General features: G+C 63.6%; 14 protein-coding genes, 2 pseudogenes and 1 riboswitch. Of the genes and pseudogenes, 3 read left to right on the top strand and 13 right to left on the bottom strand.

Features of this window, described 5'->3' with window-relative positions; translation table 11 throughout:
- Window positions 1–510 (bottom strand): transposase domain-containing protein (locus J9889_RS16920; protein ID WP_210557435.1); only part of this gene is annotated, 510 nt, incomplete at its 3' end.
- Between the two features lie 129 nt (window positions 511–639).
- On the opposite strand from J9889_RS16920, the gene J9889_RS16915 reads away from it, so the two are divergent.
- On the top strand, window positions 640–1,563 hold the full coding sequence (locus J9889_RS16915) for a LysR family transcriptional regulator (protein WP_210557434.1): 924 nt from the start codon (window positions 640–642) through the stop codon (window positions 1,561–1,563).
- Window positions 1,564–1,606: 43 nt separating this feature from the next.
- Here J9889_RS16915 and J9889_RS16910 read toward each other — a convergent pair whose 3' ends face one another.
- From J9889_RS16910 to J9889_RS16880, 7 genes are all read right to left on the bottom strand, one after another.
- A complete protein-coding gene (locus tag J9889_RS16910) occupies window positions 1,607–1,930 on the bottom strand; it encodes a DUF1820 family protein (RefSeq protein WP_210557431.1) in 324 nt (107 codons plus the stop codon).
- A gap of 117 nt (window positions 1,931–2,047) precedes the next feature.
- Window positions 2,048–2,896: a YjjW family glycine radical enzyme activase gene (locus tag J9889_RS16905; protein ID WP_201890882.1), complete on the bottom strand. Its 849-nt coding sequence runs from the start codon at window positions 2,894–2,896 to the stop codon at window positions 2,048–2,050.
- Window positions 2,897–2,933: 37 nt separating this feature from the next.
- A complete protein-coding gene (locus J9889_RS16900; protein ID WP_210557429.1) occupies window positions 2,934–4,460 on the bottom strand; it encodes a YjjI family glycine radical enzyme in 1,527 nt (508 codons plus the stop codon).
- A gap of 123 nt (window positions 4,461–4,583) precedes the next feature.
- Window positions 4,584–4,919, bottom strand: a complete 336-nt coding sequence (locus tag J9889_RS16895) for an AzlD domain-containing protein (protein WP_010672834.1) — start codon at window positions 4,917–4,919, stop codon at window positions 4,584–4,586.
- Between the two features lie 2 nt (window positions 4,920–4,921).
- Entirely contained in the window at window positions 4,922–5,635 is a 714-nt protein-coding gene (locus tag J9889_RS16890) for an AzlC family ABC transporter permease (protein WP_210557426.1), read from the bottom strand.
- 121 nt (window positions 5,636–5,756) lie between these two features.
- Window positions 5,757–6,233 carry a L,D-transpeptidase family protein gene (locus J9889_RS16885; RefSeq protein WP_029313677.1) on the bottom strand — a complete coding sequence of 159 codons (477 nt, stop codon included), beginning with the start codon at window positions 6,231–6,233 and terminating at the stop codon, window positions 5,757–5,759.
- 401 nt (window positions 6,234–6,634) lie between these two features.
- The gene (locus J9889_RS16880; RefSeq protein WP_210557424.1) at window positions 6,635–8,485 is read right to left on the bottom strand and encodes a M3 family metallopeptidase; all 1,851 of its coding nucleotides are present in this window, start codon (window positions 8,483–8,485) and stop codon (window positions 6,635–6,637) included.
- 295 nt (window positions 8,486–8,780) lie between these two features.
- On the opposite strand from J9889_RS16880, the pseudogene J9889_RS16875 reads away from it, so the two are divergent.
- Window positions 8,781–10,459, top strand: a pseudogene (locus J9889_RS16875) (methyl-accepting chemotaxis protein).
- A gap of 229 nt (window positions 10,460–10,688) precedes the next feature.
- Window positions 10,689–10,774: riboswitch (cyclic di-GMP riboswitch) on the top strand.
- Between the two features lie 60 nt (window positions 10,775–10,834).
- Window positions 10,835–12,256 (top strand): annotated as a pseudogene (gene gbpA / locus J9889_RS16870) (N-acetylglucosamine-binding protein GbpA).
- Between the two features lie 111 nt (window positions 12,257–12,367).
- On the opposite strand, the gene cbl reads toward gbpA, so the two are convergent.
- The 5 genes from cbl to J9889_RS16845 all read right to left on the bottom strand — a co-directional run.
- Window positions 12,368–13,315 (bottom strand): HTH-type transcriptional regulator Cbl, encoded by a 948-nt coding sequence (gene cbl / locus J9889_RS16865; RefSeq protein WP_010672828.1) that lies wholly within the window; start codon window positions 13,313–13,315, stop codon window positions 12,368–12,370.
- 116 nt (window positions 13,316–13,431) lie between these two features.
- Window positions 13,432–14,499, bottom strand: a complete 1,068-nt coding sequence (locus J9889_RS16860; RefSeq protein ID WP_210557422.1) for a sulfate ABC transporter ATP-binding protein — start codon at window positions 14,497–14,499, stop codon at window positions 13,432–13,434.
- A gap of 31 nt (window positions 14,500–14,530) precedes the next feature.
- On the bottom strand, window positions 14,531–15,424 hold the full coding sequence (gene cysW / locus J9889_RS16855) for a sulfate ABC transporter permease subunit CysW (RefSeq protein ID WP_010672826.1): 894 nt from the start codon (window positions 15,422–15,424) through the stop codon (window positions 14,531–14,533).
- The gene (gene cysT, locus J9889_RS16850; RefSeq protein WP_039039454.1) at window positions 15,421–16,260 is read right to left on the bottom strand and encodes a sulfate ABC transporter permease subunit CysT; all 840 of its coding nucleotides are present in this window, start codon (window positions 16,258–16,260) and stop codon (window positions 15,421–15,423) included. The genes cysW and cysT overlap by 4 nt, the downstream gene beginning before the upstream one ends.
- A 149-nt stretch (window positions 16,261–16,409) precedes the next feature.
- The coding region (locus J9889_RS16845) for a transposase (protein ID WP_162231338.1) at window positions 16,410–16,541 on the bottom strand (132 nt) is incomplete at its 5' end.

Below are 16,541 nucleotides of genomic sequence, written 5' to 3'. Positions count from 1 at the left end.
CCGCAGCATCGGGTAGGGTGTCTGCCGGTTGGTTGAGGTGTTACCCGAGCCGAAATGTGCTCTGAGTTCAGGCATATCCTGGGTTCGGAACAGGGCCCCATCGATGGCAAAGACCTGTAAACCGTGCCAATGGTCATCAGGATAACATTCCCGCCCCCACACATCGGCGCACTGTTTGAACAGCCACTCGAGCGGCTGTTTGCCGAGTCGCTGACGGGCCTGAGACAGGGCACTGTCCGCGAGCAAGGCATCATTGGTCAACCCTTCTGCACAGATGTTGAGGCGCCGAGCGACCTCGGAGATGGGCTCATTGCGGAAAAAGGCCATCCCCACGACGAGCCACAAGACCATATCAGAAGGTAAGCGGCGTCGGCGGATAGTGGCCTTTTCAGACAAGGCGGCAGCGGCAGTAATCCATTCGTCGGGAATATGGTCGGCAAAAATGGCCAACCGAGCCAGCATGTCGCCAGATGCCTCAACAACATCGTTCAGATCGTTTGCAATAGACATAAAAAATCCGGAACCAGTGATTGGTTCCGGATTGTCCTACAGCAGAAGGATCGGTCAATGGATCCTTAACTGATCAGCATTGCCGCTCAGGCGGGGCTTTTCATTTGTCCCCTTGCTCGTGGAACCGTTATGGATCTCATTGCCCTCTCCCGCCTCGGCGGCCGCCATCTGGTTACCCTGCACCTGCTGCTCGACAGCCAGAGCGTCACCCGCACCGCCGAGCGGCTCTGCACCACCCCCTCCACCGTCAGCAAGACCCTCAACCAGTTGCGGGATCTGCTCGGCGATCAGCTGCTCTACCGCCAGGGCAACCAGCTCTTGTTGACCCCGTTCGCCGAGCGGCTCGGCCCCACCCTGCACCGGCTGCTGAGCGAGCTCAACGGCCTCACCGGCCAGGGCGGCTACGATCCCGCCAGCTGGCAGGGGGAGCTGAACCTGGCGATGCGGGAGAGCAGCATGATCTGGCCCATGGGGGCCGTACTGGGTCAGTTGATGCAGGAGGTGCCGGGGCTGATGCCCGTCGTGCGTAACAAGGACGAGCAGGGGCTGGCGGCCCTGGCGGCGGGCAAGCTCGACTTCGTGATCCTGCCCCACGATCAGAGCCAACCGCTACCCCGCCAGCAAGGGCTGGTGTGGGAGACGCTGCGAGAGGACAAGCTGGTCTGCCTGCTGCGCGCGGATCACCCGGCGCTGGCGCGGCCCTGGGATCTCGATGCCTACCTGAGCTGGCACCATATCGCCATTCGTGATCAGGAGCTGGCCAACCCCTTCTTCGAGCAGAGCCTGGCCCAGTTGCAGGTGCGCCGGCAGATCGCCGCCATCCTGCCCGATTTTGGCAGTGCAGCGACCCTGCTGCGCCAGAGCGATCTGATCCTCACCGCCGTCAACGGCTGGGCCGAGCAGGCGGCCCCGCACGATCTGGTAAGCCGGCCGGTACCGTTTGATTACGGCGCCGTCACCCACAGTCTGGTGTGGTACGGCCCCGCCGGAGAGGAACCGGCGCGGCGCTGGTTTCGCCAGCGGATCCTGCAGCTGGCCCGCGCGCTGGCATGATGAGGGTCATACCCGGCACAGGCTGTGCCAGGCACGACTGTGCTCAGGGTTTCTTGGTGTAGATGGGGCCGGGGAAAGGAGAGACGTTGTTGCCCAGCTCGGTGATGCGGGCGGCCCCCTGCTTGCGCACCTGATCGACCCGCAGCACGTGGTGCATGGGAATAAGGGTGCGGGTGACGTCGGCAAATTCGCTCTTCAGCTTCTCGTGGCTGGGGTCGACGATGAGAGCCGTGTGGTTGTCCCACACGAAGTGGGCGATCTCGATGAAGCCGAACAGCTGGCCCTGATTCACCTCTCTTACATAGACTTCGTAACGCTCGCTGTGACAAATGAACTGCACTCGATAAAGGGCGTTGGATTCACTCATGGGTATCTGTTGGTGATGGACGGTTTGCCCATTCTAGCTGTCCCCTCGGACAGCCCCTATAGACAGAGTTCACAGTTGCGTCATATCGGGTCTCAGCATCCCGACGTGCCGCAGAGCTCAGATCGCAGGCAGCATCACCGACCCAAACCCCTTGGCCTTCAATGCGTTGGCCAGCACTGTCAGGTCAGCCGACCCGGCTTCTGGCCATGACAGCGCCTCCCCTCGCACCCCGTGGTGGCGAAAGCCGTTGAGGCGGATGGGCACGGGCCCCAGCGACAGCAAGAAGGCCGTCAACGCCTCCTCCAGCGCGCCGGTGGCATCGAGAAAATCGCTCCGCCCCGGCACCAGCAGCAGCCGCACCTCCGCCAACTTGCCCGCCTGCGCCAGCAGTTGCAGCGATGCCAGCACACGCTCGCGGCCCCGCCCGGTCAGGGCCAGATGCACAGGCTCGCGCCACCCCTTGAGGTCTATCATGGCGCCGTCCAGCACCGGCATCAGCCGCTGCCAACCCGTTTCCCCCAGGGATCCGTTGCTGTCGAGCAGGCAGGTGAGACGGGCCAGATCCGGCGCAGCCTTGATGGCCGTGAACAGGGCGATCACGAACGGCAACTGGGTGGTCGCCTCCCCGCCGGAGACGGTGACGCCGGTGAGCAGCGGGCCATAGCGGCGCAGCAGGGCCAGCACCTCGGCCACCGACATCTGGCGCGTCTTGGGGCTGGCGTGGCGAGGGCAGACATCGAGGCAACGGTCGCAGTGGGCACAAAGCTCGGCTTGCCAGCTCACCCGCCCCTCCTGCATCGCCAGGGCTCTGCCCGGGCAACCGGGCACGCAGTCACCGCAGTGATCGCACAACCCCATGGTGTGGGGGTTGTGGCAGCCGGGGCAGCGGAAGTTGCAGCCCTGCAAAAACAGCACCAGCCGGTTGCCGGGGCCGTCCACGCAGGAGAAGGGCAGCCAGCGGCTCACCGTCGCCCTGAACTCGGCCCCCTTCTGCCTGCCGTTCTCAGTGCTCATTCAAGAGGGTCTCGATAGCCACCACCCGCGGTGCCCGCTGGCGGATCCCGGTCAGCTCGCTCGCCTCGGCGCCGAGGCAGGTGGTCTGCAGCCGCGAGCCTTCTGCCGCGAAGCGGGCCACATCGCGCTTGCGGATCATGTAGCCGGTCACCCGCACCAGATCGCTGTCCGCCACGTTGGCACTGAATTCGCGCATGCCGAGGGCGAAGGCCCCCTTGCAGAGTTGCAGCAGCGCCTGCGGGTTCTGGCGTATGGTGGGATCCAGGGTCAGGATCTCGCTGATCCCGGAGTGATAAAAGCCGTGGTGGGGCGCCAGGGCCAGCAGGTGACTAGCGGGATCCGGCTCCTCGCCATAGGGGATCCGTACCCCCGGGGTCACGCCCCTGTCCACGCTGAGTCCCCCCTGGGAGTGGAGCAGGGCGCGGCCGCCCCAGGCATGGGTCTGGCCCCTCCTGACCACCCACTCGGAGAGGCGGGCCGAGATGCGATAGCCAAGCTGGTTGGCCGCATCGTCATGGCCATAGCGCCACGGCAAGCCTCCCTTCTCCATCAGCAGGTTCACCGCCTCCGCCATGCCAAAGATGCCGAACATGGGGACGAAGCGCGCCTCCTCGATCAGCCCCTCCTCCACCAGGAAGCTGTCGAAGAAACCCGACTCCCGGTGCAGGAAGGCGGCGCGCGCCTCGATGAGCCGCGAGGCCTGCTCGCAATAGTGAGGCAGTGTGCGCGCCATGAAATCCTCAATCCCTGCGCTCTGCCCGGCCACGCCCTTGAGGGAAAGGCGCACCAGGGTATTGGCACCGCCCCCCAGGGGCAGGGCATTGTAGCAACTGACGATGCCAAAGCCGCGTTCGTCGAAGGTGTCCCTGTGCAGCGGATAGTTGACGATGTGGGGCTTGCTGCAGGCCGAGATGTTCTCGACCCCTTGCAGCAACAGGCTGTCCGGGGTCTGCACCGGGTCGTGGAACAGACTGAGATTCGGCGCCACCTGCTGGAGTTCCCTGTCGATGTGCAGGATCAGCCGGCAGATCCGGTTGTCGTCGGGGCCGATGTTGACGTGCATGAAGGCATCCGGCAGCACCCGATCCAGATAGATCCAGAAGGCCTTCAGCTTGCGATGGAGCGTTTCATCATCCAGCTCACCGACAAAGGGCAGCAGCAGGTGATCGAGGCGCCCCAGCCAGACCGGCATGCCGGTGACGGAGGGCACGTGGTGGTAGAGAATGCGCAAGGCATCGAGGGCCTCGTCGAAGTCCAGGGGTGGCGCCAGCTCAAGCCAGGCCGAGCCCTGTCGCAAAAACCGCTCGTAATCCGGCAGCACGTAGCGCGGCTTGTGGGGAGCGTGCCCCTCGAACATGTCGCACAGCACCCCTTGTGCCATGGCATCCTGCACGGCGGCAGGCAACTCGGGATAGGGCAGCGCGTTTTCGGCGGCGAGCGCCAGGGCGTGGCTCTTCTGGGCCGGTGAGAGCAGAGGGTCGCGCACGATGCGCTGGCAGGTTTCGGTGAAGGACATGGTTCACTCCGTGGCGGGTGGAACCCAAAATCCTCACACTTGGGAGGTCTTTTTTGAAGTGACATTCCCAACAGGGTGGATATCCCATCAAGACATCCGCCATGCCGGATCACGGCACATCCTTCACCAGGGCCAGAACAGGGCCACGCCCCCCAGCCAGCGCAGCAGGAAGAAGCCCCCCATGCCGACGACCACCACCACCAGGGTAGGCAGGCGCAGCAGGGTCAGCACCGTCACCAACAGGGTGGCGGCCAGGTAGTCCGGATCCCAGTCCAGCCCGTGGCCGGGCTCATAGCTGAAGACGATGGGCAGCCAGATGGCGGTCAGCACCGACTGGGCCGAGAAGCTGAGGAAAGCCCCCATCTCGGCCCCCGGCTGATAGCGGGTCAACCGCGAGAAGAAGGCAAAACGGTTGAAGAAAGTGATCAGGGCCAGCAGCCCTATCATCAGCCAGCCCATGATCACCTCCTCATCCGGTGCAATACATAGCCCACCACCATGCCGGCCAGGGCCGAGACGATGATGTGGATCTCCGCCAGCAGCGGCTTGGTGACGAGCGCCGTCCCGCCGCTCACCAGAGTGGCCGCCACCATGGGCAGGTTCTTCATGGCGGGGAGCGTCATGGCGATAAAGGTGGCGGCAATGGCAAAGTCGAGCCCCATCTTGTCCAGCCCGTCAATGTACTGGCCGGCGGCGATGCCGAGCAGGGTCGCCATGTTCCAGAACAGATAGAAGACAAAGCCCGCGATGAGCGCATAGGCGGGATTGAAGGCGCCGCTGCGCTCCCTGTCTTTCAGCGCCACCGCAAACATCTCGTCGGTCAGGAAGAAGGCGAGGCTGGCCCGCCAGCGCAGGGAGAGGGGCAGCACGTCGCGCCGGAAGGTGAAGCCATAGAGCAGATGCTGGGAGGTGATCACCATGGTGGAGCCCATGATGGGCAGCAGCGGCGTCCCCGCCCCGAACAGGGTGGTGGCCGAGAGCTGGGCCGCCCCCGCATAGACCAGCAGCGACATCAGCTGGGCCTGGAGCGGGCTCATACCCGCCTGAAGCGCTAGGGCGCCGCACAGTATCCCCCAGGGGATGACGGAAATGGAGAGCGGGAGCATATCCAGGGTGGCGCGCCACCAGAGTGCCCCCGTGCGCTCGGGCGCAGGGAGGCGGGTTTCCGACATCATGGGATCATCCTTGTCACAGCCAATGCGAACCGGAAAAACTAACACGGCGCAGGAGGCAGTGTCACGCCATGGTCTGCAACAAATGCAACGCCCGCATGAGAGCGGGCGTTGGCAGGCGGGATCAGGGCTCGATGATGATGGGGGTGCCTGGCTCGATGGCGTTCCAGATCTCGTCCATCTCGTGGTTCAGCACCGCAATGCAGCCATTGGTCCAGTTGGACGGCTGCACCCTGCGATCCCCCAGGCTGTTGCGCTGGCCGTGGATCATGATCATGCCGCCCGGGTTCACACCCAGCTCGTTGGCGCGCTTGATGTCGTCCAGATTCGGGTAGTTGATGTGAATGGCCTTGTAGAAACCGGAGTTGCTCTTCTTGTAGTCCAGGGTATAGCGACCTTCCGGGGTACGCTGATCCCCCTCACGCTGCTTGTGTCCTTTGGGAGCCGGGCCCAGGGCAATCCAGTAGCGCTTCACTTCCTTGCCATCCTTCATCAGGGTCAGGCTGTAACTCGACTTCTTCACCACCACCATATCGGCGGACAGAGTGGCAAAACTCAACGCGGGCCACAGCCCCAGCAAACACAGCAATACGGCTCTCACTATCCATCCCTCTGCGAGCCTTCTGGGCTCTCTTGTTAGCAAATCATCTGAATGTCGCCACTCTCTGGTGGCGAGCGAGCGCCATGATATGGGATCGCCGTGAATACTCAATATATCGGGAGAAACATATCTGTGGCCAGCAGGGGGAAATGGCCGTCAACCCGCCATGCAGAGGCCCTGCCAAGGGCTGGGCGTCGTCTCTTGCCTGCAACCGGGCACCTCAGCGCAGGTCGTCAAGGCCAGGAAGATGGCGCAGGGAGAAAAACCAGCGGGCAGCGCCGCCGCCAGTGACACTTGAGCCTGTCCACCCGCCAATCCCCGGCTGGCACCATGGGGTCAGGTCATCTCAACCCACAAAAAAGAGCCCCTGATGGGGCTCTTTTGACTGTGCAACACCGGGCTCAGGCCTGGGTCACTGGTTCGGCGGTCTCAAGGCGCCGGATCCAGGCCTCGAAGTCTGCCAGCATGCGCGCCTCGGACTCGCTGTTGTCGGCGATAAGCTCGGCCCCGTGCACCACCCGGATATGGGCGTCGAGGGGCGTCCCCTCCCCTGCCGGTGGGCGCTGCCGCGCCGCCGCCATGCACGTCTGTGCCTGTTGCCACGCCTCGGCGGCACTCCGGTTGCACGCCTCTGCCAGCGGCACCGCACTGAAACCCTCGCCGGTGAGGCTCTGCAGCGTCTCGTCATGGGTCATGCCGTTGCCCGGTCCCCAGTAGTGGGCGGCCAGATCCGGTCCGATGCGCGGGTTGTCGGTGAGGTAGCCGTCGCGTTTCAAGAAGTAGGCGCGGGTCTGCTCCACCGCCATCAGCGCTAGCAGATAGCCGTGATAGGCGCAGGCCGACTCCTGGTTCAGAAGGTGCGGGATAGCCAGCAGCGGGCGTGGGCTCTCCACCCCCAGGATCTTGCGCTCCCACTTGCGGGCCAGTGCCAGCACGGCGGCCGGGGTGCGTTCGGCCTCGTCCATGGCGTAGAGCTCCCGCTCGAAGTAGGCCACCAGCGCAATCTGGCGCTCGTTGAAGGCGCGAAATGGCTGGCGCGCTTCAATCATGGCCTGGATAAGCGCATCGGGGATGGGTTCTCCCGCCGCGTTTCTGGCGTAGCGCTTGAGCCAGTCCGCGTCGTCCAGCAGGCTGTCGCAGAACATGGACTGGGTCTCGGCATAGGCCATGGAGGTGGGCGGAAACTCCTGGGAGAAGCAGGGGGCGTTGCCGGTGACGTTGGCAAAGTGCGCCGCGTGGCCGCCCTCATGGAACAAGGTGTTGAGCCCGCTCCAGCCGCTGCCCACCTGGGCCGGATTGGCCAGGCTGGTGAAATTGACCACCGCCGGCACCCACTCCCCTTCCTGCCAGAAGCTCGGCACCGGGCCATGACAGAAGCCGTTCTCGTATTTTCCCTCCCGGGTCAGCAGATCCAGGGTGAGGGTGGCACCGCGATACTGGATGCCGAGCCGGCGGAAGCTCTCGACCCAATCCTTCAGCGCCCGGGAGAAGGGCACGTAAGGGTCGAGCTGGCGGGTCACGTCGCCGCTCACGCTGTAGCGCAGGTTCTGGGGCAGCAGGGCTGCGTCCCCCTTGGCCGCTTTCAGCTCCGCCAGACTCTGGTGCAAGCGGGCATCGGTACGGGCGATGAAGTCGTCGAGAATGGCAAACAGCTGCTCCGGGCTCATCTGCTCGTTCTTGTGCACCTTGTAATCGAAGTAGTCGCGATAACCCATGGCACGGGCGAAGCGGTTGCGCAGCGCGACGATGTCAAGATAGCCGTTGTCGACCACCCACTGCTCCAGGGTGTGGAACATGGCGAGCGCGCTCTGGCGCACCGCCTCGTCGCTGCTGGCGGCCAGCGCCGTGCTGGCGGCGGGCAGGCTGCCGGGGACCTGGCGGCCCTGCTCATCCAGCAAGGTGAGCTTCAGCCCCTTGCGACGGGCGAAGAGATCCGCCTCGGCGGCCACCAGCTCGTCCATCAGGGCGGAGGCAGCGGGATCTTCGATGACGTTGCACTCGAAGAAGGCGATCCAGCCCCCCAGGCCGCGCCTGAGATCCGCCTCTTCGGCCTGGGCATGCATCTCCCGCAGCACGGGCAGGCGGGCAGGATCGGCACAGAACGCCTTGTAGGCCTGTTCGGCCGCGGTGAAGCCTGCCTGATCGTCGCTGGTGCCCATGTAGGTGGACCAGAACAGGTCCTCCTTGCGTCTGTGCACCTGCAGGTAATCGGCATTGAGCTGGTTGAGATAATTCCTGGCAATGGAACTCATAACTTCCCTCTTGTTATGGGGCAACCACGGGGGCGCCCACTCCTTTTTGGTGAAATGCCAACCCATTCACACTTCTTGCAAATGGAGCAGACAAATTGTGCGCCGGGATGCGCGCCATCACGCTATCAAAAGCGAGGGTTTCTGTCTGCTGGCTATACTGGTTGTCAAACTGCTCAATTGGCTGTTTTTCATCGCAACCCATTGAAAGTTAATGGGATGTTAAAAACAACAATAATCAGGTCCGGCCGCTAGAACGGCCACAATCAGACCCGCATGGGAAAGTAAGGATAAGACTATGTTCAAGCTCGGTGATATTGCCGTGAGTCGCAAACTGATGCTGCTGCTCTCACTGGCCCTGGTCGGCTTCATCGCACTGCTGCTCATCTCGGCCAGTGCCCTGCACCGCAATCTGATGAGTGAACGGGAAGCCAGGCTGCAGGCGGTGCTGGACCTGGCCATGAGCCGGATCCAGGCCCTGGCCGCCACCCTCCCCCCGGAGCAGGCCAAGGCACAGGCCAAGGCCATGCTCGACAGCATGCGCTTTGACGGGGACAACTACCTGTTCGTGCTGGATGAAGATCGTCGGGTGGTGGTGCATCCCGCCAAACCCGAGCTGGTCGGCAGCAGATGGGCAACAACCCTGCCGAGTCCCACTGGCAGCACATGGTGGATCTCGGCAAGGGCGGCCACCAGGGCAGGCTGGAGTATCAGTGGGTCTCCCCGTCCGGCGAGGCGGCCCAGAAGATGTCGCTGGTGACGGGCTACCAGCCCTGGGGCTGGATCCTGGGCTCCGGTGTGTTGTTGCAGGACATTGAGGCCACCATGTGGTCCCAATATGAGTGGATGGGTGGCGCCACCTTGCTGGTGATCCTGTTGATGGGGCTGCTGGGACTCGCCATCAGCCGCTCCATCGTCAATCCCCTGGCCGAGATCAACAAGGCCATGGCCCGGGTCGCAGCTGGCGATCTGGTGGTCAGCATCCCGGTGCTGGGCAGAGATGAGCTCGGCGCCGTCGCCAGCTCCACCAACCAGGGGCTGGATGCCATCCGCCGCGCCCTGCTGGAGGCAAGCCAGGGGGCCCGCAACGTGGCGGATGCCGCCCTGCGCATCGCAGCCTCCGCCGAACAGACCAACCAGGCGGTCAACAGTCAGCGGGATCAGCTCGCCCAGCTCGCCACCGCCATGAACGAGATGAGCGCCACCATCGCCGACGTGGCGGGTCACGCCGAGAATACGGCCCGCGACACCCAGGATGCCACCAGCGAGGCCGGGCTCGGCAACCAGGATGTCCATGCCAGCGTGCACGGCATCCAGGCGCTGGCCACCGAGGTGGATCAGGCCACCTCGCAGGTCAACCAGCTCAAGGAGGGAGTGATGCAGATAAGCGAGGTGACGGCGGTCATCAGCGCCATCTCGGAGCAGACCAACCTGCTGGCCCTCAACGCCGCCATCGAGGCGGCCCGGGCTGGCGAGCAGGGTCGTGGCTTCGCCGTGGTGGCCGACGAGGTGCGCCAGCTGGCCAGTCGCACCCGCCACTCCACCGAGGAGATCCAAGGTACCATCACCCAGTTGCAGCAACGGGCTGTCACCGCCGCCAACGCCATGGACGCCAGCCGCAAGCTGGCGGAGAGCAGCGTCAACCAGTCCGAGAAGGCGGGGCAGGATCTCTCCCTCATCGTCAATCACATCCAGCACGTGAGTGACATGGCGACCCAGATCGCCACGGCGGCGGAGCAGCAGAGCATGGTGGCGGAAGACATGAACCGCAACGTCAGCGGCATCAACGACTCGGCACTAGAGATGTCCCAGGCGGCCTCCCAGTTGGCCCAGGAGAGCGAACTGCTGGCCGGTCTCTCCCGAAGCCTCGACGAGCGACTGGCGGTGTTCAAGCTGGACAACGCCCAAGCCCAGGACAGGATGATGCGACCGACCCAGGCGTCCTCTTCCCGAGCAGGCATGCAACCCCGCCACTGAGTGGCCCCGTGAGCCCCTGCCAGGCTTGCAGGTGCTCCTTACCTGTCATGGCCACTGGAGCCTCTCCCGGGCCACCCTCTCGCACTGAACCAGCGCGCAGATCCCGATGGAGTGATCTGCAGCTGATGCGCTGCTCCGATGAGATGGCACTGTCAATTTTTACACTTAATTTTTTAACAAAATATAGTCATGATGAGTGGTCGCCACAGGCGGCACCATGATCCTTTCTGTAGTCATTTGGCAAACTGGTTGAAAGGCCAGGACGCAAAGCCTCCGGTCTAAAGACAAGCTGTCCAGGATAGCGGGGTTGCAGCACCGTGTTTCGGGGAACTCCCCTGCCAACGTGACTGCCCACATCACCGAACAGAGGAATGTATGGCAGCAAATATCCGACTCACCCATCTCGCGGCTGCACTGACGCTGCTGGCCAGTGGCGGCGTGCTCGCTCACGGCTACATCAGCCAGCCCGAAGGGCGCAACTACCTGTGCAAGACAGGGGGCAACAGCCAGTGTGGCGCCATCTAGTGGGAACCCCAGAGCCTGGAAGCCCCCTCCGGCTTCCCCGATGGCGGCCCCGCCGACGGCCAGATAGCCTCGGCCGGTCACCCCCAATTCGGCGAGCTCAACACCCAGACCCTCGATCGCTGGACCAAACGTGAGGTGCAGGCCGGTCCCTTCGCCATCAGCTGGACCTTCACTGCCAACCACGTGACCCGCAACTGGCGCTACTACCTCACCAAGCAGGACTGGAACCCGAACCAGCCCCTCACCCGGGATGCGTTCGATCTCAATCCCTTCTGCGTCATCGAGGGCAACATGGTGCAGCCCCCCAAACAGGTGACCCATCAGTGCACCCTGCCCGCACGTACCGGTTATCAGGTCATTCTCGGGGTGTGGGAGGTAGGGGATACCGCCAACAGCTTCTACAACCTGATCGACGCCCGGTTCAAGGATGGCACCCAGCCCCCGCTGACCTGGAGCCAGGGAGGGACCATCTATCCCTCCATCGACCTGGTGGCGGGTGACAAAGCCAGAACCCGGGTGTTCGATGCCAATGGCGAGCGCACCGATCTCCAGACCGAGCTGACCATCGCCAGCGCCGGGCAGGGCCAGAAGAACAACTGGGCCCACGCCCTGGCGAGCAAGATCAACGCCGAGCAGAGCCAGATCCGTGCGGGCCAGCAAGGCACGGACGGCCAGTTCAACCCCGTCTATGGCCAGAACCCGGTCTACCTCAAGGCTGGCAGCAACCTGCAACGGGTCGAGATCCAGCTTGAGCAACAGCAGCCCCCGGTGGAGAACGGGATCAGCGTGAGCGGTCTGGCGAGCGACTACACGCTCGACAACGGCAAGCTCACCCTGACTTTCACCGTCACGGCCCAGGGGGATCTCGCCATCACCAACACCCTCTATGACCACGGCGGTGTCGCCAGGGGACAGAGCAGTGCCGACATCAAGGACGGCAGCCAGAGTTTCTCCATGGCGCTGACCGGCTTGAGTGCAGGCCACCATCAGCTGGTGATCGAGGGCAAACCCAAGGCCGGTGGTGACGCGGTGCAGCAGACCCTGGACCTCATGTTCAAGGATCCGGCAAGCGGGGGCGATTACCAGTTCACCTTCCCGGACGGCCTCAAGTCCTACACCGCCGGAACCCGGGTGCTGCAGCCGAAGAACGGCAAGGTCTATCAGTGCAAACCCTTCCCCTACAGCGGCTGGTGCAGCCAGTGGGCGAGCACGGCCACCCAGTATGAACCGGGCGTAGGCTCCCACTGGCAGGAGGCCTGGACAGCGCAGTGATGGGACGTCTCCGACCTGGCGAGAACCCGCTCGGCGTTTCCCGTGCCAGATCAGGTCAACATCAAACAAACGGGGAGCCCATGGCTCCCCGTTTTTCATCCACCCCTCGGTTCAAATCTGGTAATCGAGCAGGGGCTCGTTGCTCATGGCACGGGCCTGGATCTCCGCCAGCGCCAGCTCGGGGTTGCAGAGCTGGATGAACTGCCAGGCAAAGTTGTGCTGGAACTGCCCCTGCTTGAGGCCGATCCAGGCGGTGTGCGGCGCAAACAACCGACTGCCGTCCAGTTGCACCAGTCCCTTGTCCCGCTGGGAATCGAACGCCATGTCCGCCAGTATGCCCACCCCCATCTCCAACTCGACATAGGTCTTGATGACGTCGGAGTCCTGGGCGGTCAGCAGGATCTGCGGCACTATGCCCGCCTCGGCAAAGGCATCATCCACCCGTGCCCGACCGGTGAGGCCGGCCTGATAGGTGACGATGGGCCAGTGGGCCAGAGCGGCCAGGGTCAGCTCCCGCTCGGCGGTGAGGGGGTGCTGCTCCGGCACGACGATATTGTGGTGCCAGCGGTAGTAGGGAAAGGCCACCACCCCTTCGCTCTTGTCGAGCTGCTCGCTGCTGATGCCGATGTCCACCTCACCGGTCTGCACCAGCCGCACTATCTCCTCCGGGCTCCCCTGACGCAGCTCCAGCTGTACCAGGGGAAATTGCTCCCGAAACGCCTTCACTACCCTCGGCAGGGCATAACGGGCCTGGGTATGAGTGGTCGCGATGAGCAGCCGGCCCGAGTCGCGATTGGCAAAGGTGCTCGCCAGTTTGCGGATGTTGTCGGCATCCCCCAGGATACGCTCGGCGATCACCAGCAACTCCTTGCCCGGCTCGGTCATACCGAGCAGACGCTTGCCATAGCGAATGAAAAGGGCGAGCCCCAGCTCCTCCTCCAACTCGCGAATGTGGCGGCTGACCCCGGACTGGGAAGTAAAGAGGGCATTGGCCACGTCGGTCAGGTTGTAATCCCGTCGTGCCGCCTCCCGAATGATTCGCAATTGCTGAAAGTTCACCTCATCGCCTCCTGCGCTGAGTGGCGGTGGCTCGTGCCACCGTCCTCTTGTTATGGATTGCCGGGATCATGGCCCGGCAGCAAGCCTGACAGAGGGCAGCACCTCGCGGCTTGCCCTCAGATCTGGTAGTCGGGATAGAGCTGTGCCTGCCTGGCCACCAGGCGCACCCCCTGGCCGGGAGCAAAAGCGCGGGCGGCCTCCTTGCTCAGTTCGGCCTCGTAGTGGGCGCCTCCCGTCTCCCCATCGCCACGCAGTTCCACCCGGATGCGCGGCCCCATGGGCAGCAGGCGGGTAATTGTGGCGCGAATGCCACCGGGGGCATCCGAGGGCAGGATCTCCAGCTCGTGGGGGCGCACATAAGCAATGGCCGCACTCCCTTCTGCCAGATGGGAGGGGATGGGGCCACCCAGTTGCTGTTCACCGATGCCGAGCCCCTGCCCGGCCACCCTGCCACGAAACAGGTTCACGCTGCCAAGGAAGCTGTGCACGAAGGCACTGGCGGGCTGATCATACACTTCGGCAGGGGTGCCAATCTGCTCTACCTTGCCGGCGTTCATCAGCACCACCCGATCCGCCACCTCCAGGGCCTCTTCCTGATCGTGGGTCACAAACAGACTGGTGACATGCAGCTCGTCGTGAAGCTCACGCAGCCAGCGGCGCAGCTCCTTGCGCACCTGGGCATCGAGGGCGCCGAAAGGCTCGTCCAGCAGCAGCACCTTGGGCTGCACCGCCAGGGCCCGGGCCAGGGCGACCCGCTGGCGTTGACCACCGGAGAGCTGGGTCGGGTAGCGTGCCGCGACGTGGCTGAGCTGCACCAGATCCAGCAGCTCCTTGACCCGGGTGCGGATGGCCGCCTCGTCCGGGCGTTCGCTGCGCGGCTTGACCCTCAGGCCAAAGGCCACGTTCTCGAATACCGTCATGTGGCGAAACAGGGCGTAGTGCTGGAACACGAAGCCAACGTTGCGCTCGCGCACATGGAGATCCGAGGCATCCTCGCCGCGGATGATGACGCTGCCACTGTCCGCCTGCTCCAGCCCGGCGATGATCCGCAGCAAGGTGGTCTTGCCGCAGCCGGAGGGGCCGAGCAGGGCGACCAGCTCACCGTCGTGAAAATCGAGGTTGACGTCGGCCAGCGCCGCGTACTGATTGAAATGCTTGTTGAGCCCTTGAACCTGAATGCTCATGAATGCCTCTCCTATAACCGTTTATTCGGGATCAATGGGACTGGGTCGGTTGGCCGCGCAGCCTGGCCAGCAGGGTCTCACCCAGCAGGGTGAAGATCCCGAACAGCGCCAGCAGGCTGGCCACCGCGAAGGCGGCACCGGTCTGGTACTCGTTGTAAAGGATCTCGATGTGCAGCGGCAGCGTGTTGGTCTGGCCGCGAATGTGGCCGGAAACCACGGAGACAGCGCCAAACTCCCCCACCGCCCGGGCGGTACAGAGCAGCAGGCCATACATCAGACTCCAGCGGATGCCGGGCAGGGTCACCCGCCAGAACATCTGCAACCCACTCGCCCCCAGCATGATGGCGGCCTCCTCTTCCTCCGGGCCCCGCGCCTCCATCTGGGGCAGCAGCTCGCGTACCACGAAGGGCACAGTGATGAAGGTGGTCGCCAGGATGATCCCCGGGGTAGCGAAAATGATCTTGATGTCGTGCTCGCTGAGCCACTCGCCAAACCAGCCGCGACTGCCGAACAGCAGCACGAACATCAAGCCCGCGATGACCGGCGAGACCGAGAACGGCAGATCGATGAGGGTGATAAGCAGTTGCCGGCCAGGGAAGCGGAACCGGGCGATGGCCCAGGCGGCGGCCAGCCCGAACAGCAGGTTCAGGGGCACCGAGCAGAGCGTCACCAGGGCGGTCAGCCCCAGGGCGCTCAGGGCATCCGGCTCGCTGATGGCGTGCCAGAAGAAGGCCAGACCCGGGCTCAGCGCCTGGATGAAAACGGTGGCCAGCGGCAACAGCAGCAAGGCGGCAAACCAGCCCAGACCGACGGTGACCAGCAGCCATTTAACCCAGACCGGTTCATGGGTCACCGGGGGATGACGCGCCGGGGTGGCCGGAGCGGACTCCTGGGCCTGATCGAGATGTGCAGTAGAGGCGTTCATATACGGCTTCCTCCGATGCGAGCCCAGCTCCAGGCTTGCAACTTGTTGATGAGCAACAGCAGCACAAAGGAAATGAGCAGCATGACGGACGCAATGGCCGATGCACCGGCGTAGTCATACTCCTCCAGGTGACTCATGATCATCAGGGGGGCAATCTCGGACACCATGGGGAGGTTGCCGGCAATGAAGATGACAGAGCCGTACTCCCCCACGCCGCGAGCAAACGCCAGGGCAAAACCGGTGAGCAGCGCAGGTACCAGGGTCGGCCACAGTACCCGGATGAAGGTCTGCCAGCGGTTGGCACCCAGGCTCGCGGCCGCCTCCTCTTGCTCGCTCTCCGCTTCCCGCAGCACCGGCTGCAGGGTACGCACCACAAAGGGCAGCCCGATAAAGGTCAGGGCAATGACCACCCCTATGGGGTTGTAGGCAAGCTCGATGCCCAGCGGAGCGACCCATTGGCCAATCCAGCCGTTGGGGGCAAAGATGGCGCACAGGGCGATGCCGGAGACGGCAGTCGGCATGGCAAAGGGCAGGTCGATCAGCGCATCCACCAGTCTGCGGCCGGGGAAGGTATAGCGCACCAGTACCCAGGCCAGTATCAGACCGAACAGACTGTTGAGCAGGGCGGCAATGAAGGCGGCGCCAAAGCTCAGGCGAAAGGAGGCGAGCACCCGGGGGGAGCCGATCACCTGCCAGAACTCGGCGGCGCTCAGGTTGTTCACCGCAAACAGCACCAGTGCCGAGAGCGGCAGCAGCACCAATATGCCCAGATAGAGCAGACTGAAGCCCAGCGTTGGCCCCAAGCCTGGCAGGACGGAATAAGAACTTAATCGCATAACACATCCGTTTGTTATAAATACTTTGGATGTGACGATTTTGCTCACGGCGGCCAGGGACAACAAACACCAATAATGCCTTTGCTAAGCACTTTTTTATCTAACAATGGTGGAACAAGGCTTTTAGAGCGATAAGCATAAAAAAAGGTTCATCGCGGCTTTCCGGGGAAGGCCGCCTTGATTTTCAGAAAAAAGTATTCTGAGTCCCTAAATCCATATGCCATGCGCTTTATCACTTTGATCTTGTTGTTCACCCCTTCCAGCACACTCGTGTGCATCGG

Origin of the sequence: Aeromonas sp. PrichA-15, assembly GCF_017939245.1 — a bacterium.
Classification (GTDB): domain Bacteria; phylum Pseudomonadota; class Gammaproteobacteria; order Enterobacterales; family Aeromonadaceae; genus Aeromonas; species Aeromonas caviae.
Note: the sequence above shows the minus strand (reverse complement) of the source record. Positions and strands in the feature narration are given on the sequence as shown.